At 57.8% G+C, this 22,495-nt stretch carries 23 protein-coding genes; 9 read left to right on the top strand and 14 right to left on the bottom strand.

Annotated elements, in window-relative coordinates; all coding sequences use genetic code 11:
* Positions 1 to 100: 100 nt before the first annotated feature.
* The 7 genes from mdcE to EDF82_RS05215 all read right to left on the bottom strand — a co-directional run bounded on the left by mdcE (position 101) and on the right by EDF82_RS05215 (position 6,379).
* Positions 101 to 901: a biotin-independent malonate decarboxylase subunit gamma gene (gene mdcE / locus EDF82_RS05245; protein ID WP_123754516.1), complete on the bottom strand. Its 801-nt coding sequence runs from the start codon at positions 899 to 901 to the stop codon at positions 101 to 103.
* Positions 901 to 1,734 (bottom strand): biotin-independent malonate decarboxylase subunit beta, encoded by an 834-nt coding sequence (locus EDF82_RS05240; protein WP_123754515.1) that lies wholly within the window; start codon positions 1,732 to 1,734, stop codon positions 901 to 903. The genes mdcE and EDF82_RS05240 overlap by 1 nt, the downstream gene beginning before the upstream one ends.
* Positions 1,727 to 2,026 (bottom strand): malonate decarboxylase acyl carrier protein, encoded by a 300-nt coding sequence (mdcC, locus tag EDF82_RS05235; RefSeq protein ID WP_123754514.1) that lies wholly within the window; start codon positions 2,024 to 2,026, stop codon positions 1,727 to 1,729. The genes EDF82_RS05240 and mdcC overlap by 8 nt, the downstream gene beginning before the upstream one ends.
* 10 nt (positions 2,027 to 2,036) lie before the next feature.
* Entirely contained in the window at positions 2,037 to 2,897 is an 861-nt protein-coding gene (locus EDF82_RS05230) for a triphosphoribosyl-dephospho-CoA synthase (protein ID WP_123754513.1), read from the bottom strand.
* On the bottom strand, positions 2,897 to 4,552 hold the full coding sequence (gene mdcA, locus EDF82_RS05225) for a malonate decarboxylase subunit alpha (RefSeq protein ID WP_123754512.1): 1,656 nt from the start codon (positions 4,550 to 4,552) through the stop codon (positions 2,897 to 2,899). The genes EDF82_RS05230 and mdcA overlap by 1 nt, the downstream gene beginning before the upstream one ends.
* A gap of 336 nt (positions 4,553 to 4,888) precedes the next feature.
* Positions 4,889 to 5,107 carry a hypothetical protein gene (locus EDF82_RS05220; RefSeq protein ID WP_123754511.1) on the bottom strand — a complete coding sequence of 73 codons (219 nt, stop codon included), beginning with the start codon at positions 5,105 to 5,107 and terminating at the stop codon, positions 4,889 to 4,891.
* A 240-nt stretch (positions 5,108 to 5,347) separates the two neighbouring features.
* Positions 5,348 to 6,379 (bottom strand): AI-2E family transporter, encoded by a 1,032-nt coding sequence (locus EDF82_RS05215; protein ID WP_123754510.1) that lies wholly within the window; start codon positions 6,377 to 6,379, stop codon positions 5,348 to 5,350.
* Positions 6,380 to 6,909: 530 nt separating this feature from the next.
* Between EDF82_RS05215 and mdtJ the strand changes: the two genes are divergently transcribed.
* The 3 genes from mdtJ (at position 6,910) to EDF82_RS05195 (ending at position 9,853) form a co-directional block, all read left to right on the top strand.
* The gene (mdtJ, locus tag EDF82_RS05205; RefSeq protein ID WP_123755488.1) at positions 6,910 to 7,272 is read left to right on the top strand and encodes a multidrug/spermidine efflux SMR transporter subunit MdtJ; all 363 of its coding nucleotides are present in this window, start codon (positions 6,910 to 6,912) and stop codon (positions 7,270 to 7,272) included.
* Positions 7,259 to 7,588: a multidrug/spermidine efflux SMR transporter subunit MdtI gene (gene mdtI / locus EDF82_RS05200; RefSeq protein WP_123754508.1), complete on the top strand. Its 330-nt coding sequence runs from the start codon at positions 7,259 to 7,261 to the stop codon at positions 7,586 to 7,588. Before mdtJ ends, mdtI begins: the two co-directional genes overlap by 14 nt.
* A 108-nt stretch (positions 7,589 to 7,696) precedes the next feature.
* Positions 7,697 to 9,853 (top strand): bifunctional diguanylate cyclase/phosphodiesterase, encoded by a 2,157-nt coding sequence (locus EDF82_RS05195; RefSeq protein ID WP_123754507.1) that lies wholly within the window; start codon positions 7,697 to 7,699, stop codon positions 9,851 to 9,853.
* A 3-nt stretch (positions 9,854 to 9,856) separates the two neighbouring features.
* Here EDF82_RS05195 and EDF82_RS05190 read toward each other — a convergent pair whose 3' ends face one another.
* Positions 9,857 to 10,669 (bottom strand): serine protease, encoded by an 813-nt coding sequence (locus EDF82_RS05190; protein WP_123754506.1) that lies wholly within the window; start codon positions 10,667 to 10,669, stop codon positions 9,857 to 9,859.
* Positions 10,670 to 11,308: 639 nt separating this feature from the next.
* Positions 11,309 to 12,226 (bottom strand): LysR substrate-binding domain-containing protein, encoded by a 918-nt coding sequence (locus EDF82_RS05185; protein WP_123754505.1) that lies wholly within the window; start codon positions 12,224 to 12,226, stop codon positions 11,309 to 11,311.
* 117 nt (positions 12,227 to 12,343) lie between these two features.
* On the opposite strand from EDF82_RS05185, the gene EDF82_RS05180 reads away from it, so the two are divergent.
* On the top strand, positions 12,344 to 12,763 hold the full coding sequence (locus EDF82_RS05180) for a LysE family translocator (protein WP_370453878.1): 420 nt from the start codon (positions 12,344 to 12,346) through the stop codon (positions 12,761 to 12,763).
* An 11-nt stretch (positions 12,764 to 12,774) separates the two neighbouring features.
* Positions 12,775 to 12,951, top strand: coding sequence for a hypothetical protein (locus tag EDF82_RS25630; protein ID WP_370453876.1), 177 nt, complete (start codon positions 12,775 to 12,777; stop codon positions 12,949 to 12,951).
* Between the two features lie 228 nt (positions 12,952 to 13,179).
* Here EDF82_RS25630 and asr read toward each other — a convergent pair whose 3' ends face one another.
* Both asr and EDF82_RS05165 read right to left on the bottom strand, forming a co-directional pair.
* Positions 13,180 to 13,602 (bottom strand): acid resistance repetitive basic protein Asr, encoded by a 423-nt coding sequence (gene asr / locus EDF82_RS05170; RefSeq protein WP_123754503.1) that lies wholly within the window; start codon positions 13,600 to 13,602, stop codon positions 13,180 to 13,182.
* Positions 13,603 to 13,794: 192 nt separating this feature from the next.
* Positions 13,795 to 15,282 carry a carboxypeptidase M32 gene (locus EDF82_RS05165; protein WP_123754502.1) on the bottom strand — a complete coding sequence of 496 codons (1,488 nt, stop codon included), beginning with the start codon at positions 15,280 to 15,282 and terminating at the stop codon, positions 13,795 to 13,797.
* Between the two features lie 354 nt (positions 15,283 to 15,636).
* On the opposite strand from EDF82_RS05165, the gene EDF82_RS25400 reads away from it, so the two are divergent.
* The gene (locus EDF82_RS25400) at positions 15,637 to 15,729 is read left to right on the top strand and encodes a KPN_01571 family protein (protein ID WP_217426886.1); all 93 of its coding nucleotides are present in this window, start codon (positions 15,637 to 15,639) and stop codon (positions 15,727 to 15,729) included.
* A 34-nt stretch (positions 15,730 to 15,763) separates the two neighbouring features.
* On the opposite strand, the gene EDF82_RS05160 is transcribed toward EDF82_RS25400, so the two are convergent.
* Positions 15,764 to 17,014 carry an MFS transporter gene (locus EDF82_RS05160; protein WP_123754501.1) on the bottom strand — a complete coding sequence of 417 codons (1,251 nt, stop codon included), beginning with the start codon at positions 17,012 to 17,014 and terminating at the stop codon, positions 15,764 to 15,766.
* Between the two features lie 118 nt (positions 17,015 to 17,132).
* Between EDF82_RS05160 and EDF82_RS05155 the strand changes: the two genes are divergently transcribed.
* The 3 genes from EDF82_RS05155 (at position 17,133) to bioD (ending at position 20,323) form a co-directional block, all read left to right on the top strand.
* On the top strand, positions 17,133 to 18,041 hold the full coding sequence (locus EDF82_RS05155; RefSeq protein WP_123754500.1) for a LysR family transcriptional regulator: 909 nt from the start codon (positions 17,133 to 17,135) through the stop codon (positions 18,039 to 18,041).
* A gap of 118 nt (positions 18,042 to 18,159) precedes the next feature.
* Complete coding sequence (gene mlc / locus EDF82_RS05150; RefSeq protein WP_123754499.1) at positions 18,160 to 19,380, top strand: sugar metabolism global transcriptional regulator Mlc; 1,221 nt, start codon at positions 18,160 to 18,162, stop codon at positions 19,378 to 19,380.
* A gap of 247 nt (positions 19,381 to 19,627) precedes the next feature.
* Positions 19,628 to 20,323, top strand: a complete 696-nt coding sequence (bioD, locus tag EDF82_RS05145) for a dethiobiotin synthase (protein WP_123754498.1) — start codon at positions 19,628 to 19,630, stop codon at positions 20,321 to 20,323.
* On the opposite strand, the gene clcB is transcribed toward bioD, so the two are convergent.
* Both clcB and dmsD read right to left on the bottom strand, forming a co-directional pair.
* A complete protein-coding gene (clcB, locus tag EDF82_RS05140; RefSeq protein WP_123754497.1) occupies positions 20,276 to 21,571 on the bottom strand; it encodes a voltage-gated ClC-type chloride channel ClcB in 1,296 nt (431 codons plus the stop codon). The two genes, bioD and clcB, sit on opposite strands and share 48 nt — an antisense overlap.
* Before the next feature lie 179 nt (positions 21,572 to 21,750).
* On the bottom strand, positions 21,751 to 22,359 hold the full coding sequence (gene dmsD, locus EDF82_RS05135) for a Tat proofreading chaperone DmsD (protein ID WP_123754496.1): 609 nt from the start codon (positions 22,357 to 22,359) through the stop codon (positions 21,751 to 21,753).
* Positions 22,360 to 22,495: the final 136 nt, after the last annotated feature.

Genomic DNA, 22,495 nt, shown 5'->3' with positions numbered 1-22,495 from the left:
GGTTATAGTTTTCTAAAAGCGGCGTACCGTGGACGCTATGCTGCGCCCGACGGTGGCCGCTTTCGGCAGGTCTTTTTTTACGTACTTCTGATGTTGCTCGTTACCAGCTGGCGCGCATCCGTTCGCGCACCAGGGCAGAGCTACGGCGATTTTCCGCGCCGAGACGGTTTTGCAGTGTTGGATCCTGGCGTGCATCCGCAATCGCCTTCTGCACGGTGATTTCCACCAGCGCGAGGTCCGAATCGGACGGCGCATCCGGGTTGCTGAGATTCAGCAGATCCGAGAGCAGGCCGAGGGTGGCGTAGTTGCTGACGTCATAGGCCATTGGCGGAATGGTGGCCGCCAGTTTTTCCAGCGCCTCAACGGTACGCAGGGTGATACGCGCGGCGGACGCTTTGCCCATCGCATGCACCAGCACGCCTTTATCGTTGATGGCAATCAGGCGGTTGGCCTGGTAGCCGTGCGCCAGGAACGCCCCGGACATCGCTTTGCCGACAATCAGGCCGATCACCGGATGGCCTGCCAGGCGGGCTTTGGCGTAAGCCCCTGCGGCACCGGCCAGCGCCTGGTGAATACCGAACGCTTCTTCGCGGCGGCCGTAGGCCTGACTCGGGACGTCGATCACCGCCACAATCGGGCGTTTCACGTTGCTATTTGCATCGACGTCGATGGTTTCATTGACCACTTTCGCCAGCGTCCAGCCTTCCAGCAGGCCCACTTCGCCTTTGGCGGCCCGCGGATAGTGGTTATGGGCATCCGGTACCACGGCGATAAAGCGCACGGGCTCATTGTTCAGTTCACCGTCAGCAACCTGAACAGAAGGGCACAGGCCGCTCAGGCGCGGCGCATTCGGCGCCAGTTTTTCCAGCCATACGGCCCCACGGCTATTGGACTGAGTCATCATTTCACCTCCCGGGCAAAAAGCTGTTTGATCTGCGCGGTATCCGCCTGCAGGCGGGTATCGAAGTTGGTCAGACGGGTCAGGTAATCGGCATATTTATCGCTGCGGTGCTGTGCCGGAACGCCTTTGGCAATGGCGTCGTTCATGGCGGTTTTCACCGCGTTGATGCCGTCACCAACCAGCGCATCGACCAGCCCGCTGTCGTAGCGGATTTCGCCGCCGGTCATGCTCCAGATAAACGCGCGATCGCGGGAGTCGTACTCTTCGATCCCGGCTTCCTGCTCGATAACCTGCGGGCCGTTGAGGCCCAGACGCGCTTCGCGGGTGACAATCAGATAGCTGCACAGGGCGGCGGCGATGGACATCCCGCCGAAGCAGCCGACGGTACCGGCGATAATGCCGACCACCGGGGTATAGCGACGCAGGTCAACGATCGCCGCATGGATGTCAGCGATGGCCGCGAGGCCGAGGTTGGCTTCCTGTAACCGCACGCCGCCGGTTTCGAGGCACAGCACCGCCTGGGTCGGGATACCGTTGCGGTTGTCTTCTGCCGCCAGTTCGAGCGCCGCCGCCATTTTGGCGCCGGACACTTCGCCCATGCTGCCGCCCTGGAAGGTGCCTTCGATGGCGATAACCACCGCCGACTGGCCGTTAATGGTGCCGCGAGCGACCACCATGCCGTCATCAGACTGCGGCACCACGCCCTGTTGCGCGAGCCACGGCGACATAATGCCTTCGAACGGGTCGAGTAGTTCGCGGTAGCTGCCATCGTCCAGCAGCGCGTGGGCGCGTTCACGGGCCCGTAATTCAATAAAGCTGCGGTCGTTACGCATGGGCAACCTCCTCAAAAACCTGTTCGATACGAATGCGCGCTACGCCGGGCGTCGCGCCGAAATCGTGAATAATCAGCGTGCCGGCGGGCAGGCCGTTGATCAGGTTCAGGCGGTCAAATAAGGCGTTCCAGCGACCGGCGCTGTTGTCCACCGAGGTGGTGATATCAATGCTGAGCGTGTCCCCGGCTGCTGCGGTGAACAGCACTTCCATATCACCGGAGCCGACGACGCCTGCCAGGGCTTTACCGTTGAAGGTATGGCTGGCAGGGAATGACAATGTAATGTGTTCCATAACATCCTCTTTAAATTGAGCAAGACGCGGGCGGGCATACCCTGTCGAGAAACAGCGTGGCGGCGAGCAGATCGGCAGCACCGCCGGGCGATGCGTTGAGTGCCAGCATCTGGGTGTCGAGTCTGGCGAGCGCTTTGCGCCCCTGAACTGTGGCGCTGCCGCCGACGTTCAGTACCGCACGGGCACCGTTCTGCATCGCATGCAGGCCGGGCATCCCGGCGCGGGAAAGCACGCAGGTATCGCTGAGCGAGGTCATGATCGCCATCAGCGCGTCAATGCGGGCTTCGCTTTCGCCGGCACCGCTGGCGCGGCTGTGCCGCAGCTGTGGCAGAGCCAGATTCATCACATGGGGAAACGCCTGTTGCGCCTCTTCACGCGCCCCCGGCACCCGATACTGATGGGTCGCTTTCAGCCCTTTGCTGAATACCTTCGGCGCGGTGTTGTCCGGCAGGCGGGCAAGCAGGGCGGCGGTATCCGCTATCTGTTGCGCGCTGGCCTCAAGGCTGACCATCGCGCTGGCGCTGACTAGTAATCCCAACGCCCAAATTGCCCCGCGATGGGTGTTCACGCCGTTGGTCGCCGCCATCATCTGCTGTTCGCCTTCGCGCCCTAAACGGCCGACGGTTTCGCGCAGGGCGATATCGGCCGGGCGTTGCCAGCTGTGCTGAGCCAGTTGCAGAAACGTCGGGGTCAGGCTGTGCGCCGAGCGCTCCATCAGGGCCAGTGAGAGGTCGTGATGGGCACCGTTTCCCCGGCTGTCCACCAGACCCGGCTTCGGGCTTAATCGCGCTTCGTCGATCAGGCAGTCGCGGGCGATAAACGCCAGCTTTTCGGCCTGTACCTCGGCATGAGTCTGTGACAGAAGTTTCATTACCAGCTCCGGAATTTCGCAGGTGGGTTGTACAGACCGTCGGACCATTCGACCAGGTCCGCCACGCTGCCTGCGGCAAGCAGGGAACGGGTGGCGTCGCTGCGGCGAATACCGATATCTTCCGGATAGACCACTTTGCCGCTCTTACGCAGGTCGGCAACGCGCTTAGCATCCACGCCAAGTCCGATATCGGTGATCCCGGCAACCGCAGCCACCATTGCGCGACGCTCTTCGAGGCTTTCTGCCCGGTAGAGGTAGGCAATGCCTTCTTCGGTCAATACGTGGGTCACGTCGTCGCCATAGATCATCACCGGCGCCAGCGGCATTCCGGAGGCTTTGGCGACGTCAACCGCATCGAGTGTTTCCACGAAGGTCGGTTTCGCGCCGGCCTGGAAGGTTTCCACCATCTGCACCACCAGCTTTTTGCCGCGCTGCATCGGGTCCGGTTCGGTGATCATGTTCAGCCAGGCCGGAGTGGCGTGACGGCGACCGTGCGGGTCGTGGCCCATGTTCGGCGCACCGCCGAAGCCGGACAGCCGCCCACGCGTGACGGTGGAGGAGTTAGCGAGGCCATCCACCTGCAGGGTCGAGCCGATAAACATATCCACCGCGTACTGACCTGCCAGCTGGCAGAAGGCGCGGTTGGAGCGCATCGAGCCGTCGGCGCCGGTAAAGAACACATCGGGACGGGCGCGGATATACTCTTCCATCCCCAGTTCGCCGCCGAAGCAGTGCACACTTTCGACCCAGCCGCTCTCAATCGCCGGGATCAGCGTCGGGTGCGGGTTGAGGGTCCAGTGCTTACAGATTTTGCCCTTCAGGCCGAGTTGTTCGCCGTAGGTCGGCAGCAGCAGTTCGATGGCGGCGGTGTTAAAGCCGATGCCGTGGTTCAGGGACTGCACCTGGTGCTCGGCGTAGATGCCTTTAATCGCCATCATCGCCATCAGGATATGTTCCTGCTTGATGAGGCGCGGGTCGCGGGTAAACAGCGGTTCAATAAAGAATGGTTTATCGGCGACGACCACATAATCAATCCACGAGCCCGGAATATCGACGCGCGGCAGGTCGCACTCGTCGTCCACCAGTTCATTGACCTGAGCAATCACGATGCCGTCGTGGAAGGCGGCAGCTTCAACCAGCGCCGGGGTATCTTCAGTGCTTGGCCCGGTATAGAGGTTGCCTTTGCGGTCTGCTTTATAGCCGGCGATCAGCGCCACGTTTGGTGACAGATCGACGTACAGGCGGGAATAGAGCTCGATATAGGTATGAATTGCCCCGATCTCCAGCAGACCATCTTCCAGCAGCTGCGAAATGCGCAGGCTCTGGGTACCGGAGAACGAGAAATCAAGTTTGCGGGCGATGCCTTTTTCAAACAAATCCAGGTGCTCGCTGCGCCCGACGCTGGGCATGATCATGTGCAGGTCGCGGATCTTTTGCGGGTTCACTTCCGCCAGCATACGGGAGAGGAAATCGGCCTGTTTCTGGTTGTTGCCCTCCAGCACCACGCGGTCGCCGGGGGCCAGCAGATGCTCTAGCGCATCGACCAGTTGGTCGGTGGGGATAACCTTACCGGAGACATTCGCGGCGGCCAGTCGGCGCTGCTTTTCCGTCCGGCGACGGTTCCAGACCCGTCCCGTCGTTTGTTCGCCATTCATTATTAACCTCCTGATTCGACAAATCGTTTTGATTGTCATGGTGTGGAAGTTAGTGTGCGACGAGCGGGGCAGTGCATCAATTAAGCCCGGGAACAGATTGTTAGCCTGAGAGTAATAATTTCCTGGGTAATTATGTGACGGCGATCGAAGCAGGAAGGCTGGGGGTGGACTACGGGGAGATGATGTTGGTCAGCAGATGGTGTTGCTACGAACAGTGGGTATCCAGCGAATGATCCGTGTAATGCGAAGGATGAACGACATGAGATGGCTGCCGTTCATTGATTCTAAGAGGGGAAGTAAACCAAAATAGCCTGATACAGGCCTGGAGAGACTGCGTTAAATATCTTGCAGTTCACGCATCAGGCGCCCGCGCAATTTTTTGCGTAATAGGGTGGCAGAAGAGTGTTTTTTGCCGCGAGCAAGGCTGTCTTTGATTTCAACCAGGGTGGCCTGCGTATTGATAGCGCAGGATGCCGCTAATGCCTGGAACACCTTTTTCCCACCGGTATCAGCGGTGCACAGCGTGCTGCGTTGCTGCTTAGTGTAATACGACATAGTTTGCTCTCCCCTGCGTAACGGTTTTGTAAGCCTTTAAATCCCCAGGAATCAGTGGGCGCGGGATCTTTTTGGGCAACCCAGTGCGTTGATTATAGCGTGGCTCACTTTTTAACCCAAGCATATAGTCATAGGTCTCTTCGAGAGGGGACTGGAATTAAATGTAAAGCCGCTGGCGGCATTGCACCGCCAGCGTGAGCTCCTGTACCCTGAATCATTCAGGCTGTATAACCGGTATACCTACTTACTTAAATCACTCAGCAGTACCGCGATGCTTTGTCCGCTGGCGCTCTGCTCAAGCGCAATTTTCACAATGATGGTCAGCGGCACGGAGAGCAGCATGCCGACCGGCCCCAGCAGCCAGCCCCAGAAAATCAACGACAGAAACACCACCAGCGTTGAAAGCCCCAGACCACGGCCCATGATCCGCGGTTCGAGGATGTTGCCGAAGACAATGTTGATCACCAGGTATCCGGTGAGCACCACCAGCGCGTCATACAGACCGCCAAACACCATCACCTGCAAAATGGGCGGGATCGCCGCCAGAATCGAACCAATATTCGGAATGTAGTTCAGCGCAAACGCCAGCAGGCCCCACATAAAGGCGAACCGCACATCCAGCAGCGCCAGCATAGCCCAGACCACCAGCCCGGTGACCAGGCTGATGGCGGTTTTTAATACCAGATAGCGCGAGACGCTGTCGAGGGCGCGCTGAATGGCCCCCATACCTTCCACCGGTCTCGACATCAGCTGCTGCAGCTTGGCGGGAAGCTGCGGGACTTCCAGCAGCATAAACACCACCGTCAACAGCAGCAGGAAGATCGACGACATGGCGTTGGATAGCTGAGTCAGCAGGCTGGTCACCATCGTCATGACCGCATTGGGATCGATATATTTATTCAGCTCCACCACCGACACGCTAAAACCAAAGCGCTGCAGCCAGGGGGTAACGGTATGCACCGGCTCGGAAAGCGAGCTGCGGTATTGCGGCAGGGTACGCGCCAGTTCATTGAGCGACGTTGCGAGTGAAGCCAGCAGAACAACCGCCAGCATCACAATGGTGCCGATCAGCAGCACGATGGCCAGCACTCGCGGCACCCGACAGCGCATCATCAGGTGCACCAGCGGGTTGATCACCACCGCCAGAAACAGCGCCAGCACGAAGGGAACGATGATATCGGCCGCGAAGCGGATACCGGTAAGAATGATGACCAGCATGCCCAGCATGATGACAATCTTTAATCCATTAAGGGTGATGATGGGTTTGGCCATAGGTGTCCCTGAGAAGAAAACCGGTTTTTCTCACAGTGTAGCGTCGGATGCCGGACAAAAGGCAGTAAAAAGTCGCTAGCAGTAAAAGTCTTATCGTGAAGAAAACAATCCGGTCATTAAAATAAAAATGAGCACACGCCATCATAATGGCGATTGACATCAGAAAAAGCTAATCTAAATCAAATGCCAGACGTAAAGAAATGCAAAGGCTTTGAGAGTAAAAGGGCGTTATGGTACAAATTCAGGGTGTTTAACTCTCGAGGACAATATTCATCCGCAATGATGGGAAGCAATACCGCGGATAATTGTAATTTTATGGACAATCAGTTCACCCTGTTTATTTCAGTTTCTGTTTGCGAAACCCTTCCTGACAGCCGCTTCTACGGCGAGCAACACTGGCGCTCCGCGCTTTAGTCCTTCTCCTCTGCCTGAGCTGGCGCACTGCGCACGGCTAAATCTACGCCAGAATTTTTCGGTCTGCCCCGGTGGCAAGCCGTCATGGATTATATTCTCATGCAGGAGAACGGATGATGTTTTATTGGATTTTATTAGCTCTCGCTATTGTTGCTGAAATTATCGGCACACTTTCTATGAAATGGGCCAGCGTTAGCGGTGGTCACCTTGGTTTTATTTTGATGTTGGTGATGATCGCCGTTTCCTATATTTTCCTGGCCTTTGCGGTTAAAAAAATCGCCCTCGGGGTGGCCTATGCGTTATGGGAAGGTATCGGCATTTTGTTGATTACCTTATTCAGCGTGATGCTGTTTGATGAGTCCCTGTCGCTGGTCAAAATTGCCGGTCTGACGACGCTGGTCGCCGGGATTGTGCTGATTAAATCCGGCACCCAAAAAGTCGAGAAGCAGCCAGAGGAGTTAACGCATGCAACAGTTTGAATGGGTGCATGGCGCCTGGCTGGCGCTGGCTATCGTGCTGGAAATTGTCGCTAACGTCTTTTTGAAGTTTTCCGACGGCTTTCGCCACAAAGTGTACGGTGTTCTCTCGCTGCTGGCGGTGCTTGGCGCCTTCAGTGCGCTCTCCCAGGCGGTGAAGGGGATTGACCTGTCGGTGGCTTATGCCCTGTGGGGCGGGTTCGGCATTGCCGCCACCCTCGCCGCGGGCTGGATCCTGTTTGGTCAGCGCCTGAATTATAAAGGCTGGCTCGGCGTGATCCTGCTGGTGAGCGGGATGGTATTAATTAAACTGGCGTAATGTGATGCCGCCTGCATATGCGGGCGGCAAAATTTGTTCTCTGTAGTATTCTTTAAAAAAAAGCGTGCTGGCGGCGGATTTACCTTTAGCCGTAAGAGAGGACTGATAATGGTAAATTTGCCTGGCTGGCGCAATCTCCCCTCTGCTAAAACCCTGTCGGTAATGATCTTCCTTGCCGGGATCGGCCTGATTGTCTCGATTATTTCACTGCTCTATTTTTCCCAACATCTGATCGGCATTAAAACCAACGAAATTGACAGGCATCGCTCGATCCTCTCTGTGGATGGCGCGGTGCAAACCTCGGTGACCCGCGTGCTGTCGTTGGTCCAGGATAATTCAATCTGGGATGACGCCGTGAGACAAACCTACGCCCCGGTGCTGGATACCACCTGGCTGTATGACTCCTGGGGTTCCGGATTCAAAATTGACGATCTCTACGACGGGATGTTCGTCCTCGACCAGCATTATCAGGTGCTGTGGGGCTCGTTTCGCAGCAAGACGCTCAATGAAACCGATATTCGCTTCTTTGGCAGCGGCCTGCGGGCATTAATGACCAAACATGGCGAAGACTTGCGCAGCGGCAAGAGCGCCTATGCCGGTATTACCCGTACCCAGGCGGGGATCGCCTTTATCGGCATCGGGCTGATACGCCCGTCGATGGGACGTTTACAGGTGCACGATGATACCCGCCGTTATCTGGTGGTCACCCGACATATCAATGCAGATATCCTCGAAAAACTCGGGAATACCTTTCAGATCCGCGGGTTGCATGCCACCGATCGCGGAGGGGAATATAGCGTCCCGTTACGCACCAGCGCCGGCGAGACGGTCGGTTATCTTAGCTGGCAGCCGCGATTGCCAGGCGCGGAGGCGGCGCATGCGGCGTCGACCGGTATTCGGCTTATCGCCTTACTGGCCGCCAGCCTGATCCTGTTGTTTATTCTGTTGAGCTGCCTCGGGCTGTATAAGCTGGCGTGCGGTGAGAAACTGGCGCGGCAGATAGCGATGACCGACTGGCTCAGTAAGTTACCCAACCGCCGGGCGCTGTTCGGGCGTCTCAATCAGATCTGCGAAAAGACGCAGCACGAAGTGCAGTGCGTGGTATTTATCGACCTTGATGGTTTTAAAGATGTCAATGACAACTACGGCCATGAGGTGGGGGATGCGCTGATTGCGCATATTGCCCGGGAGCTTCAGGAGCGTGTCCCCTCCGACGGCCTGCTGGCGCGGATGGGTGGAGATGAGTTCGCCATGTCCGTCGGCGGAGAGCAGTCGATAGCGCAGGCGTCGGCCTTTGCATGGGCGGTGCTGGAGATGCTGAAGTCGCCGGTGGCGATTGGCGAGCGCAAAATTTACATCAGCGCCAGTATCGGCATTGCCAGCGGCACGCCGGCGACCTGTTCCAGCACCGAGCTGTTTCGTCGCGCCGATATTGCCATGTATCACTCGAAAAAATCGGGTAAAGGGCGCACCACCTGGTACGACGAGAGCCTCAACGATACCCGGCAGTACCAGCTCAATATTGAAAACGGTATCCGCCAGGGGCTGGAGAACGAGGAGTTTGATGTCTGGTATCAGCCGATCGTCAACGCCGATACGCTGGTGGTGGTTGGCGTAGAGGCGCTGCTCCGCTGGCCCCGTCGACCGGAAGGTCCGCTGCCGCCGGACGCCTTTATCGGCATCGCGGAAAGCAGCGGGCTGATTTATGCCCTCGGCCAGTTTGCCTTGTATCGCGCCTGCAGCGATCTGCGTGCGCTGGATGATTTAATGCTGTCGGTGAATATCTCCCCGGCGCAGTTTCGCGACCCGGAGTTTGAGTCACGGGTGGTTCAGGTGCTGGCCCGCTGCCACTTCCCGGCCCGTCGGTTGCAAATTGAAGTGACCGAAAGCTATGTGATGGAGAATCCGGCCCGTGCGCTGGCGGCGATAGAGAATCTCAAGGCGCTGGGGACCTCGGTGGCGCTGGATGATTTTGGCATCGGTTACTCCAGCATTGGCTATCTGCGGAGCTTTCATTTCGATACCCTCAAAATTGATAAATCATTGGCCGGCGTGGTTGATGTCGATGCGCAGGCCGCGGAGCTGGTGCGCGGAACCGTGCGGATCGCCGGGGCGCTCGGGATGACGGTGGTTGCCGAAGGGGTTGAGAATCAGCAGCAGCTGGCGCTGCTGCGTCGGGCCGGATGCGACCGTTTACAGGGATTTTATTTTAGCGAACCGATGCCCATTGCCGCATTACGACAGCTGCGCCAGCAGCAGGGCTAGCGGTTATTCACCGGCCAGCGTTTCCAGTTTGTCACGAAAACCGGTCACCGAGATGGCGCGGTTATCCGCCCGCCAGCGATCTTTCGGCCCCGGCGCCGAGCTCTGTACGGCAATCACCTGCCAGCCGCTATCGGTTTTCAGCAGCAGCGGCGAACCGCTGTCGCCAGGCAGCGTATCGCACTGGTGCGACAGGACCGTGGTCTGCGCCCAGCCGGTGACGATGCAATCCTGGTGGGTATAGAGATTGTCGAGATGGTCTTCCGGGTAGCCCGACTGGGTGACTTTACGCTCCGCGACTTTCAGCGCGGCGGTCAGATCGGCCTTATCGCCGCTAAATAACGGGATCGGGGTGATGCCGGAAGGCGCATAGCGCAGGACAATCAGGCCAAAATCCCACGGGGCAGCAGCCGAGGGGACAATCCAGCCGTCGCCATCCGCTTTCAGCCGTTTGCCCAGCGACGGGTCAACGCGCCCCTCAATACCGTGAATTTCATAGACCCAGCCGCCTTTGCGCGAGATAAAGCGCAGGGCGACTGCCTTATCCGGTTTGCCTTTTGGCGGCGTCAGCAGGCAGTGGCCCGCCGTCAGCGCCAGATGCGGCGAAATCAGGGTGGCGGTACACAGATTACCGCTGGCCGTTTCTAACTGCCCGATGGCATCCCAGGGTTCTTCAGCAGGATTGTTGACCGGTTTGCGATCGTCATGACCGAAAAAAAGCGTCTTGATATCTTTTGCGCTCATGCTGTCATCATCAGCGTGAGCAAACGGGGACAACAAACAAAAAGAACACAATAACAACAGTACGTCTTTGCGCATATGACTCTCTAAGGAGAAATTCTCTCTATACATCTCATCCTTCATCCCTCAGGAACTGGGCAGGATGAATTTGTGTATATTGACAGTAGCAGGAGATTTAAGTTTATGAAAGTTAACAGTAATTTTAATTAAGCGAAACGCGACTAAAATCCCGCCAGAATGCCGCATTTCCGTGCAATTATGGCGATAACTCAAATGGTTAGCGCTTTTTTCTCACGTGGCTATTTCCGCAGAAACCGTGGCGGGAAGCAACATAAATCAGGTTACGGTACGTACCAAATGCGCAGGGTATGCTTCAGATACGTTTTGTAAAGTTGTTGGGCGGGGGATGACGATAAATCGACATAAATATGAATGCATTCATCGGATAACGCACATTTTTACAACTTCAGCAGTTACTTTCAAAGCGAAACATTTTCTCACGGCAATTATTGCTATTCCTGTTTTCCGTTGAACAAACAGAGACGTTGTCCCGGTGATGATAGCCCTGTTTCTTATCTCCGGTTTCGGGAGGATCTATGTCGAAAAAAGGTATTCGTGCGTTAGTGTATGTTTCTCTCGCCTCGATCTTTATCTGGGGTGCAGCAGGCTATCTGGTAGTGCAGGCGGTGCAGGTGATGTAAAGCGCCGGTCCTGATGTTATTTCGCCTCCTTTCCCCGGCGCTCGATGCCGGCGGGAAAGGGGGCGGGGAGATGCTCACACAAAAACTGGTACAGTTGCTCTACCGCTTGCCCGTTGCGCGACTCTTTCGGCCAGACCAGATAATAACCGTCGCCGGTGGCGACCGCCTGAGTGAACGGCGCGACCAGCAGACCGCTGTCGATAGCCTCGAGGCTCAGCAAAAGATCCCCCACCGATACTCCATGCCCGCTCATCGCCGCCATATTTCCCTGATCCAGACTGTCAAAGACGATACCCCGGCTGATGTCTGTCGGCGCCCGCGGCGCTATCTCCTGCAACCAGCGTCGCCAGTCACGGCGATCGGGGGTGGGATGGATCAGCGGACAGGTGGTTAAATCCGCGCGTGCGGCCTCCGCCATGGCCGGGGCGCATAGCGGAATAAGCCATTCGCTGAACAGCAGCGCGTGTCGGGTTTCGTCGCCAAAGTGGCCGTCGCCGAGCAGGATCGCGCAATCATAAGGCTCACGGGTAAAATCAACGTTGTCCCGGTCCATCCACACGCTACTCATCTCAATAACCGGTTTTTGATGCTGCTGGCGAAACTGTTGCAGCACCTTCAGCAGCCAGCGCATCGTTAAGGTGGACGGTGACTTCAGGCGGAGCTTTCCTGCCTGCTGGCGCAAGGCCTGGCAGGCCCGATCGATGGCGGTGAAGTTTTCCTCCAGCGCGTGTGCCAGCTGGCGGCCGGCCTCGCTGAGCGTCACCTTCGGTCCCTGACGAATAAACAGCTGACAATCGAACCAGGCTTCGAGGGTGCTGATATGGCGGCTGACGGCGCCGGGAGTGACATGCAGCGTCGCGGCGGCCTGGCTGAAGGAGCCTAACCGGGCGGCGGTAGCAAAAGCGCGCAGCGCATACAGCGGCGGCATCGACATCGCGATTCATCCTCAATGATGAGTAAAACTCACATTCAAGCTCAGTACGGGTCGTTTTTCAACTCTCAAATCAAGGGAGAGAATAGGAAGATCTGAAATGAAGAGTGAGTTTATATCATGAATTATGCCTTACTGATGGGGTACAGCCTGACGGTGCTGGCCCTGATTGCCACGCCGGGGCCGGTCGTGGTGCTGGTGACCGGCGCGGCGACTCATCACGGTTATCGATGCGCGTTACGTACCATGGCCGGGAGCAATATCGCCTCGCTGCTGCTGATTGCCGCCGCCGCCGCGATGTTGCGCGGGGTGGTGGCTATCCATGCGGATATGCTGACGCTGCTGGCGGCGGCCGGGTCCTGCTATATTGCGTGGCTGGCGGTCGGTATGCTGCGGGGAGCCCACTCGGCATCTGCGGCTTCGGCGCAGCGCGGTGGGTGGCTGATGGGGTTTGTGACCGGGGTGAGTAATCCCAAGGACATTCTGTTTTTTGTCGCGTTTTTCCGCTGTTTATTCCTGTCACCCCTACGCCGGGACTGAGCCTTATTGTATTGACCGTGATCTGGCTGATTATCGATCTCAGCGTACTGTCGTTCTATATTTTCGCGATTCGCCGCTGGTTGAGCGCAGCGCATAGCGCACGGGTCACCAGCGTATCCGCCTGCTGTTTGCTGCTGTTTGCATTGTATGGTCTGGGCTATAACGGCTGGGTATGGCTAAGCCGATAGTCGCGGCCCGGTCATGGAGCAAAATGAGGAAAAGCGCGAGGGGATGTCGAAAGTGACGGGTTAAGCGGTCGCCGGATCAGTACAGGAAAAAGCGGGTGGCAATCACTGCGCAGAGGATCAATAAGACCAGGATGAGCTCAAAACGATAGCGCCGCAGCATAGTGCCCTCCAGAAAAAAACGGCGCTGAAGCAGCGCCGATTTATGATTCACCCGACGGAGCGGAAGAATTATGCAGCTGGCTGTGCAGCAGGTTTAGCAGCCTGGTGTTTGGTGGTTTTGTGGTGCTTTTTAGCCGCCTGCGCTTTCTGGGCTACCGCAGGTTTGGTCGCCGCTTTGTGGTGTTTCTTAGCGGCCTGGGCTTTCTGCGCTGCTGCAGGTTTAGCTGCTGCTTTTTTGTGTTTTTTAGCAGCCTGGGCTTTCTGCGCTACCGCCGGTTTAGCTTCGGCTTTTTTGTGTTTCTTGGCAGCCTGAGCTTTCTGCTCGGTAGCCGGTTTAGCCGCCGCTTTGTGGTGTTTTTTGTGATGGGTAGTTTTGGCAGTGGTGCTGTGAGCGGCAGCCGGAGCCTGAGTGGTGCTTACTGCGTCAGCAGCGAAAGCAGCAGAAGACAGACCCATAGCAGCGGCAACGACCAGAGCTAATACTTTTTTCATTCTGATATCCTCGAATTGGTTTCTTCAGTGAACCCCACTGCGGGGCCGTTGAAAGCACTATAGGCTTCTGGTCTGGAGGCTTCAGTGAGTGTTTGGTATCGGCGTGTAACCATATGTACAACGTGGTACCGCCGGAACGGCAACGAGGATAACGTCGGAATGATGGCGCCGGGGAACCCCGGCGCCACAGGCTTACAGGTAACGCGAGGTCAGGTGCTGGCGGAAATAATCGCTGTTCAGATCCTCGCCGGTGGCGTTGGTAATCAGCTGCGAGGTGGTAAACCGGCTGCCGTGCTGCCAGATATTCTGTTGCAGCCAGGCAAACAGCGTAGAGAAATCACCGTTGGCAATGCTGGTTTCCAGCTGCGGTAGCGCGCGTTTCGCCGCCGCCATCAGCTGCGCGGCATACATCGCGCCGAGCGTGTATGAAGGGAAATAACCGAAACCGCCATCGGTCCAGTGGATATCCTGCATGCAGCCATTGCGGTAGTTGCCGGTAGTGGAAAGGCCGAGCCAGCTTTGCATTTTTTCATCCCACAAGGCCGGGATATCGTCCACTTCAATATCGCCATCGATCAGCGCGCGTTCAATTTCATAGCGCAGAATGACGTGCGCCGGATAGCTGACTTCATCGGCATCCACGCGGATAAATCCAGGTTTGACGCGCTGGTTCCAGGCAATGAAATTGTCACTGCTGAAGGCCGGTTGATCGCCGAAACGCTGGCGCACAGCGGGCAACAGACGTTTCAGGAAGGCATCGCTGCGCCCGAGCTGCATTTCGAAAAACAGGCTCTGCGATTCGTGAATCGCCGTTGAACGGGCAAGGGCGACCGGCTGGTCGAGCCATTTGCGCGGCAGGTTCTGTTCGTAGCGCGCATGGCCGGTTTCATGAATTACCCCGAACAAGGCGCTGAGCAGATCGTCTTCGTTATAGCGGGTGGTAATTCGCACATCCTGCGGGACGCCGCCGCAGAACGGGTGGGCGCTGATATCAAGGCGTCCACTATCAAAATCGAAGCCGAGGATGCGCATCGCTTCGAGACCCAGTTCACGCTGTTCGGCCACCGGGAACGGCCCCTGCGGCGCGACGGGCGGTTGCTGCGCCTGCTTTTCGACGACGTCAGTCAGCAGGGCGGGTAGCCAGGATTTGAGGTCGGCAAACAGCACATCCAGACGCGCGCTGGTCATGTCCGGTTCGAAAATATCCAGCAGGGCATCGTAGCGCGAACCCCCTTTGGCCGCCGCGCGGATGCTGGCCTCTTCCCGGCTCAGTTTCACCACGTCACGCAGGTTCTCGGAGAAACCCTCCCAGTCGTTGGCCGGGCGCTGGCTGCGCCAGGCGTGCTCGCAGCGGCTGCCGGCAAGGGATTTGGCTTCCACCAGGATTTCCGGCAGCAGCGCCGCCTGTTCATACTGGCGGGTCATTTCACGCAGGTTGGCCTGTTCAACGTCATTCAGATCTTCCTGCAGCGCGTTACGCAACGCCAGGGCCACGCTGCTGTCCGTCAGGATCTGATGCTGCAACACCCCCAGTTCTGCCAGCGCGGCGCCTCGTGCGGCGCTGCCGCCCGGCGGCATCATCGCGAACATATCCCAGCCGGCGATGGCGCCGAGATGCGAGAAGCGGGAAAGACGCTGGAAAGTGCGGGTAAGCTGCTGATAATTTTTGTTTTCAGTCATGTGTATTCTGGCCTGTTGCGAATGAACGAAAGGCGTAGCCCGTATCGCTCTACACTATCCTGATCTGCGGCAATCTGCCAGACGGAGGGCGCAGGTTGACGCAGCACTATTTATTGTCAGGCGCCGGCAGGATCGAAATATTGTCACAATTTACCCTTCATACTTCAAGTTGCCTGGGTGTTGGCTGCACCCGTGCACCCCAGTCACTTACCTGAGTAAGCTCCTGGGGATTTACGGCTTTGCCGCCTACAAGCAACTCGAATTATTTTGGGTATAGTATGGTCAAGATGGCGGATTAATTTTTAACCGGCGGCTACACTCAATGATGCGCAGGCCGCTGATGTGGGGGGTACTATGAATCCGTTCACCATGCTGTTTATTGCACTGCTCTCAATTGATGCCGTCAGAGAACTGATGGGGGCGTCGTCGGTATTGGGCATGTGGTGACAGACGTGGCCGATGAAGGCCACGTACAGAGCCGTTAACTCAGACGTTTGTGCAGACAAACGCCGGTAAGAAGTGCTGCTGTTAGCATTAGCGCGATAAAACCACCCACGCCATTCCAGCCATAGTTATGCCAGAAAACGCCGCCTAATGTCCCCGCGATGCTCGACCCCAGGTAGTAGCTGAACAGATACAACGATGAAGCCTGACCACGAGCGCGACGCGCACGCGGACCAATCCAGCTGCTGGCGACCGAGTGGGCGGCGAAGAAGCCCGCCGAGAACAGCAGCATGCCGGCGAAAATCAGCCACAGGGAGGAGAACAGGGTTAACATCAGCCCGGCCAGCATTACCCCGACAAACCCCAGCATCACCGGCCCGCGGCCAAAGCGCGCGGTCATGGCGCCGGCTTTCGGCGAGCTCCAGGTCCCGGTTAGATAGGCCACGGAGAGCAGGCCAACCACCGCCTGGTTCAGCGACCATGGCGACATCATCAGGCGATAACCGATGTAGTTAAACAGGGTCACGAAGGCGCCCATCAGCAGGAACCCTTCGAGGAACAGCAGCGGCAGGCCGCGATCGCGCCAGTGCAGGCGGAAGTTAATCAGCAGCGACTTTGGTCGCAGTGAGGTCGGGCGAAAGTGGCGTGATTCCGGGAGAATGCGCCAGAACATGATTGCCGCCGCCAGGGCAAAGCAACTGATCACCGCCAGCGCCACGCGCCAGCCAAAGAAGTCGGTGAATACCCCTGTCAGCAGACGGCCGCTCATCCCGCCGATGGAGTTACCGCTGATGTACAGCCCCATGGAAAAGGCCACTACGCTGGGGTGAATCTCTTCACTCAGATAGGTCATCCCGACCGCCGCCACGCCGCTCAGCGACAGGCCAATCAGCGCCCGCATAATCAAGATCCCGTGCCAGCTGGACATCATGGTCGACAGCAGCGAACAGCAGGATGCCAGCACCAGCGCGGTGACCATCACCTGTTTACGGCCGATCGCATCGGACAGCGGGCCGGTAAACAGCAGGCCGATGGCCAGCATGGCGGTAGAGATCGACAACGATATGCTGCTGCTGGCCGGCGTGACGCCAAACTCTGTCGACAGCACCGGCAGAATCGGCTGCACACAGTAGAGCAAGGCGAAGGTGGCCAGACCGGCGGAGAACAGCGCCAGAGTGACGCGAATAAACTGGGGGGTGCCGCGTTTAATAAACTGATTTGGCTGGGGAATAACATTGTCGATGACTTCGCTTGCCGGCACGTTGTCAACGGTAGTTGTACGACTCACGGAAAAATCCTTGCTGAGAACACAGAGTTATGTGATGTCACAGATCACACTTCTAAGGGTATGAAAAGGCGAATATTCTGTCTAATATATTAATAATCTCAAATAAGACGTTTAAGATATGAATATCGAACTGCGCCATCTCCGCTACTTTATTGCCGTCGCTGAAGAGCTGCATTTTGGCCGGGCGGCGGCGCGGCTGAATATTTCACAACCACCGTTAAGCCAGCAAATTCAGATACTTGAGCAGCAGATTGGCGCGCGCCTGTTTGCCCGCACCAACCGCAGCGTCAGCCTGACGGCGGCGGGGCGGCAGTTTCTGGTCGACAGCCGCTACATTCTCACTCAGGTGGATGATGCCGCCGCGCGGGCGGGACGGCTGCATCACGGCGAAACCGGCGAGCTGCACATCGGTTTTACCTCTTCCGCACCATTTATCAAGCCGGTCTCCGACACGCTGTCGACCTTTCGGCGCCGCTATCCGGACGTGCATATCCAGACCCGGGAAACCAACACCCGGGAGCAGATCGTACCGCTGAATGAAGGGGCGCTGGATCTGGGGTTGATGCGCAACACCCAACTTCCGGAAACGCTGGTGTGGGAAAGGGTGCTGCGCGAGCCGTTGCTGGCGATGGTGCCGAGCGATCATCCGCTGGCGCGTCAGGAGGCGGTGAGCCTCGTGGAGCTGGCGCGTGAACCGTTCGTCTTTTTTGATCCGCACGTTGGCACCGGGCTGTATGACGACATTCTGGGGCTGATGCGGCGCTACGGATTAACGCCGACGATTGCCCAGGAAGTCGGGGAAGCGATGACGATTATCGGGCTGGTGGCGTCCGGGCTGGGCGTCTCTATTTTACCGGCGTCGTTTAAGCGGGTGCAGATTAATGAAATGCGCTGGCTGCCCATTAAAGAACAGGACGCGGTATCGGAAATGTGGCTGGTGTGGTCGAAGCACCATGAACAGAGTCAGGCGGCGCAACGCTTCCGGGAATACCTGCTTGCCGCCTCTGCGGTCATAAATTCAGACTAAATATTGTCAAAAATGTGCAGTAAATCACAAGGCTAAGTAAAAATTTGACGAGTGCCCTCGAAGTGCTTCACCATAGCAAAAAGTTTATTTCGAAGCGCGAAAATAAAGGGAGTCAACGGTGGTAGCGGACAGTCAGCCAGGCCATATCGATCAAATAAAGCAGACCAATGCCGGCGCCGTTTATCGCCTGATTGATCAGCTTGGCCCGGTGTCGCGTATCGATCTGTCGCGCTTTGCGCAACTGGCCCCCGCCAGCATTACTAAAATTGTGCGTGAAATGCTGGAAGCGCACCTGGTGCAGGAGACGGAAATTCAGGATCCGGGCAGCCGTGGGCGTCCGGCGGTTGGGCTGATGGTGGAAACCGAAGCCTGGCACTATCTCTCGGTACGCATCAGCCGCGGTGAAATTCATCTGGCGCTGCGGGATCTGAGCAGCAAGCTGGTGGTGGAAGAGCAGCTCGAACTGGCACTCGAACATCCGCAGCCTTTCCTGACGCGCGTCGTCGAGCACATCGACAAATTTTTTATTCGTCATCAAAAGAAGCTGGAGCGCCTGACAGCCATTGCCGTCACTATGCCGGGGATTATTGATACCGAAAATGGCGTTATCCACCGCATGCCGTTTTATGATGATGTCCGGGATCTGCCGCTGGGCGAGGTTCTGGCCAGCCGCACCGGGGTTTCCGTTTATATTCAGCACGATATTAGCGCCTGGACCATGGCGGAATCGCTGTTTGGCGCGTCCCGTGGAGCGCGTGATGTGATTCAGGTAGTGATCGATCATAACGTTGGCGCCGGGGTGATCACCGACGGTCGCCTGCTGCATGCCGGCAGCAGCAGCCTGGTGGAGATTGGCCATACCCAGGTCGACCCATACGGTAAGCTGTGTTACTGCGGCAACCACGGCTGCCTTGAGACCATCGCCAGCGTCGAGAGCGTGCTGGAGCTGGCGCAGGTGCGGATGGCTAAATCCATGAGCTCAATGCTGCATCAGCAGCCGCTGAGCGTGGAGTGGCTCTGCGAGGCGGCCCTGCAGGGCGATCTGCTGGCGCGGGATATTATCAGCGGCGTCGGCCAGCACGTTGGGCGCATTCTGGCGATCATGGTGAATCTGTTCAACCCGCAAAAAATTCTGATTGGCTCGCCGTTTAGCCAGGCGGCGGATATCCTGTTTCCGGCAATATCTGACTGCATTCGGCAACAATCTCTCCCGGCCTACAGCCGTCACATTGCCGTCGAAAGTACCCAGTTCGCCAACCGGGGGACGATGGCCGGCGCAGCCCTGGTCAAAGATGCGCTCTATAACGGATCTCTGTTGATTCGACTGTTACAGGGTTAACATTTTCCCGTCGTCGCACCAAAAATTGCGCTATCTCAAGCTGATATTCCCCGGCTTCGCGTAGACTTTTCCCCACACTTTATTATTTTGTCTTTATATACCCAAAATAATTCGAGTTGCTTGTAGGCAGCAAGGCCGTAAATCCCCAGGAGCATACTCAGGTAAGTGACTGGGGTGAACGGGTGCAGCCAACACCCAAGCAACTTGAAGTATGACGGGGATAACCAACATAACCGTGGGGTTAATGATGTTTAAGCGTTTCTTTATAACAGGGACTGACACCGCTGTCGGCAAGACGGTGGTTTCCCGTGCGCTGTTGCAGGCACTTGCTGCCAGCGGCAAAAGCGTCGCGGGATACAAACCTGTGGCGAAGGGCAGCAAAGAGACGCCGGACGGATTGCGTAACAAAGATGCGCTGATTTTACAAAGCGTGTCGACGCTGGCGTTACCGTACGATGCTGTCAATCCCATCGCGTTAAGCGAAGATGAAAGCAGCGTGGCCCACAGCAGCCCGATCAACTACGGCCTGCTGACCAATGGCCTGCAGCGCCTGAGCGGGCAGGTGGATCACGTGGTGGTCGAAGGCACCGGCGGCTGGCGCAGCTTAATGAACGATCTGCGTCCTCTCTCCGAATGGGTGGTGCAGGAGCAACTGCCGGTACTGATGGTGGTCGGGATTCAGGAAGGCTGCATCAACCACGCGCTGCTGACCGCCCAGGCCATTGCTAACGACGGCCTGCCGCTGATTGGCTGGGTGGCCAACCGTATCAACCCGGGGCTGGCGCACTATGCCGAAATCATCGATGTGCTGAGCAAAAAACTGCCGGGGCCGCTGATCGGCGAACTTCCGTATCTGCCGCGCGCCGAACAGCGCGAGCTAAGTCAGTATATTGATTTACCCATGCTCGGCAGCGTGATGACGGTAGATCGAATCCTCGCGTAGGGTTCTTGAGAGCACCGACGCCAGCACGCTGGCAATCAGTAAACCGGGCAGTAACGCATACTGTCCGGTCATTTCACAAATCATCAAGGTTGACATGATCGGCGCGTGCGTCGTGGCCGCCAGAAAGGCCGCCATTCCGGTCAAACCCATCAGAATTGCCATCCCCTGATCGTGATGCAGCCACAGCCCGCTGAGGTTGGCGAACAGCATCCCCATCGCCAGGCCGATGAACAGAGTTGGTGTGAAGACTCCGCCCGGCGCACCAGAGCCGCTGCTGGCAAATACCGCAATGAGTTTACACACAAAGACCAGCGCGATAGCGCTGAACAGCGGCGGCGACTGGAGATAATGTTGCACCGTGCTGTAACCATTGCCCCAGACCGCCGGTGTTACCAGCGACAGCAGCCCGACGATAAGCCCCCCCAGCGCCAGCTGGAAGGGCGGCGAGAGACCCGCGCGCAAAAAGCCCCGGTGACTGGCGCTCATCATGGCGATAAACAGCGGTCCGCACACCCCGGCCAGCAACCCGGTTGCCAGCATCAGCGCGTAGTGCATGGCGGTCAGCGGTTCATTGAACACCACCTGATACAGCGGCGACGGGCCGCCGTTCAGCAACTGGGTGACCAGCAGCGCGATCACCGCAGAAATCACTACCGGGCCGAGCGACGCCAGCATCAGGGTTCCGAACAAAATTTCGGCGATAAACAGGCTTCCGGCTAGCGGGGCGTGATAGGCGCTGGCCATCCCGGCGGCAGCGCCGCAGGCTACCCAGAGTTTCCATTCCGCTTTCGGTGTAAAGCGCCGGGCAAACAGCGATGCGGCCAGCGCCGCCAGCAGAATCATCGCCCCTTCACGGCCAATGGCGCTGCCGGTGGTGACCACCAGTAGTGACGCCAGGGATTTGATCAGACTGGCGGGCGTATCGAACTGACCATCGCCGGTCTCCAGCGCTTCCATGTAGTCGGTGGGGGCGTGAGGACGCTGGCGGGTCTGGCGTTGCCAGAGCCACAGCAGGGTGCCCGCAGCCAGACCGCCTACCGCAGGGGTTAGCAGCCGACGCCACCATGGCAGCGCCTCGGCGGCATTGACCAGGCTACCGCTATGATCGTTGAGGAAGACGCCTTCCAGCACGCCCATCGCCAGATGAAACAGGGCGACGGCGAACGCTGCCAGAATGCCCACCAGGGTGGCAATCAGCAGACGACGGAACATGACCGGGACATCGGGGTAATGATGAAGACGATGCATCAGCGGGTACGGGTAGCAATAATCATGCGCTTATTGTGATAGGAAATAAGCTTAGACGCAAAAGCGATAAATGCGCCTGGCGAGGTACAAGCGAACCCGGCATATAACAGAATTTATCAGGGCACTGAAAAAAACGGCCACGCCGGAGTTATCCGCATGGCCGAGCGGTTAACGCTAGATTAGCGATACAGCGGTTTTGCGGCGACGGCCACCGGCAACCGAGTCTGCCATTCGGCCAGCGTCGCCTGGGCCAGCTGGCCGAGGGTCTGGTAAAAAGGATGTTCCGCTCCGGCGACAAACTGCGCCAGAAAGCGCCCGGACCAGGGAAGCAGATGCCAGGCAAGCAGTTGATGAAACGCCTCGTCCTGCCCGGACTCGCACAGCCATGCCGCCAGCAACAGCAGGGTGCCAAAGTTATCTTCCGGCTCCTGACTTTGCGCCGCGTGAGCGATGCCATGAGCGCGCATCCACTCGCGCAATGCCAGCGTCGAATCGCCGAACAGCACATTCTCTTTATCCAGCCACACGGATCCCCACGGCGGTGCCGGCAGCGCCCACGGCCCGATAAACAACCGCTGCCAGGCTTCGGCGAGAGGTTCATCGCTCTCACGGGCAAACCCGGCGACCGGTACCGCTGTCAACGGGAAGGGCCACTGCGACTGCCAGCTGCCGTCGCGCAGGGCGTTCACCAGCGCGGCGGCCTGCTCGCTATCCGGCGGGAATGAAAAGAGCGCACCCAGCGTGCGGGCGCTTAAGGCGACGGCGTCGCGGTATTGCGGTTGCATCATGTTTCAGGTTCCTTTCTGCGGCGCGGGCCTGTGACCCATGGCTTATCGCGCCGAACGGTGTTTCCGACCATCCGGGGGAGCCATCATACGCAAGGCGGGGAAGCAGGATATTATCCCGCATCAACTCCGGGAGAAT

It is taken from the genome of Klebsiella sp. BIGb0399 (genome assembly GCF_003752615.1).
GTDB classification, from domain to species: Bacteria; Pseudomonadota; Gammaproteobacteria; order Enterobacterales; family Enterobacteriaceae; genus Klebsiella; species Klebsiella lignicola.
Note: the sequence above shows the minus strand (reverse complement) of the source record. Positions and strands in the feature narration are given on the sequence as shown.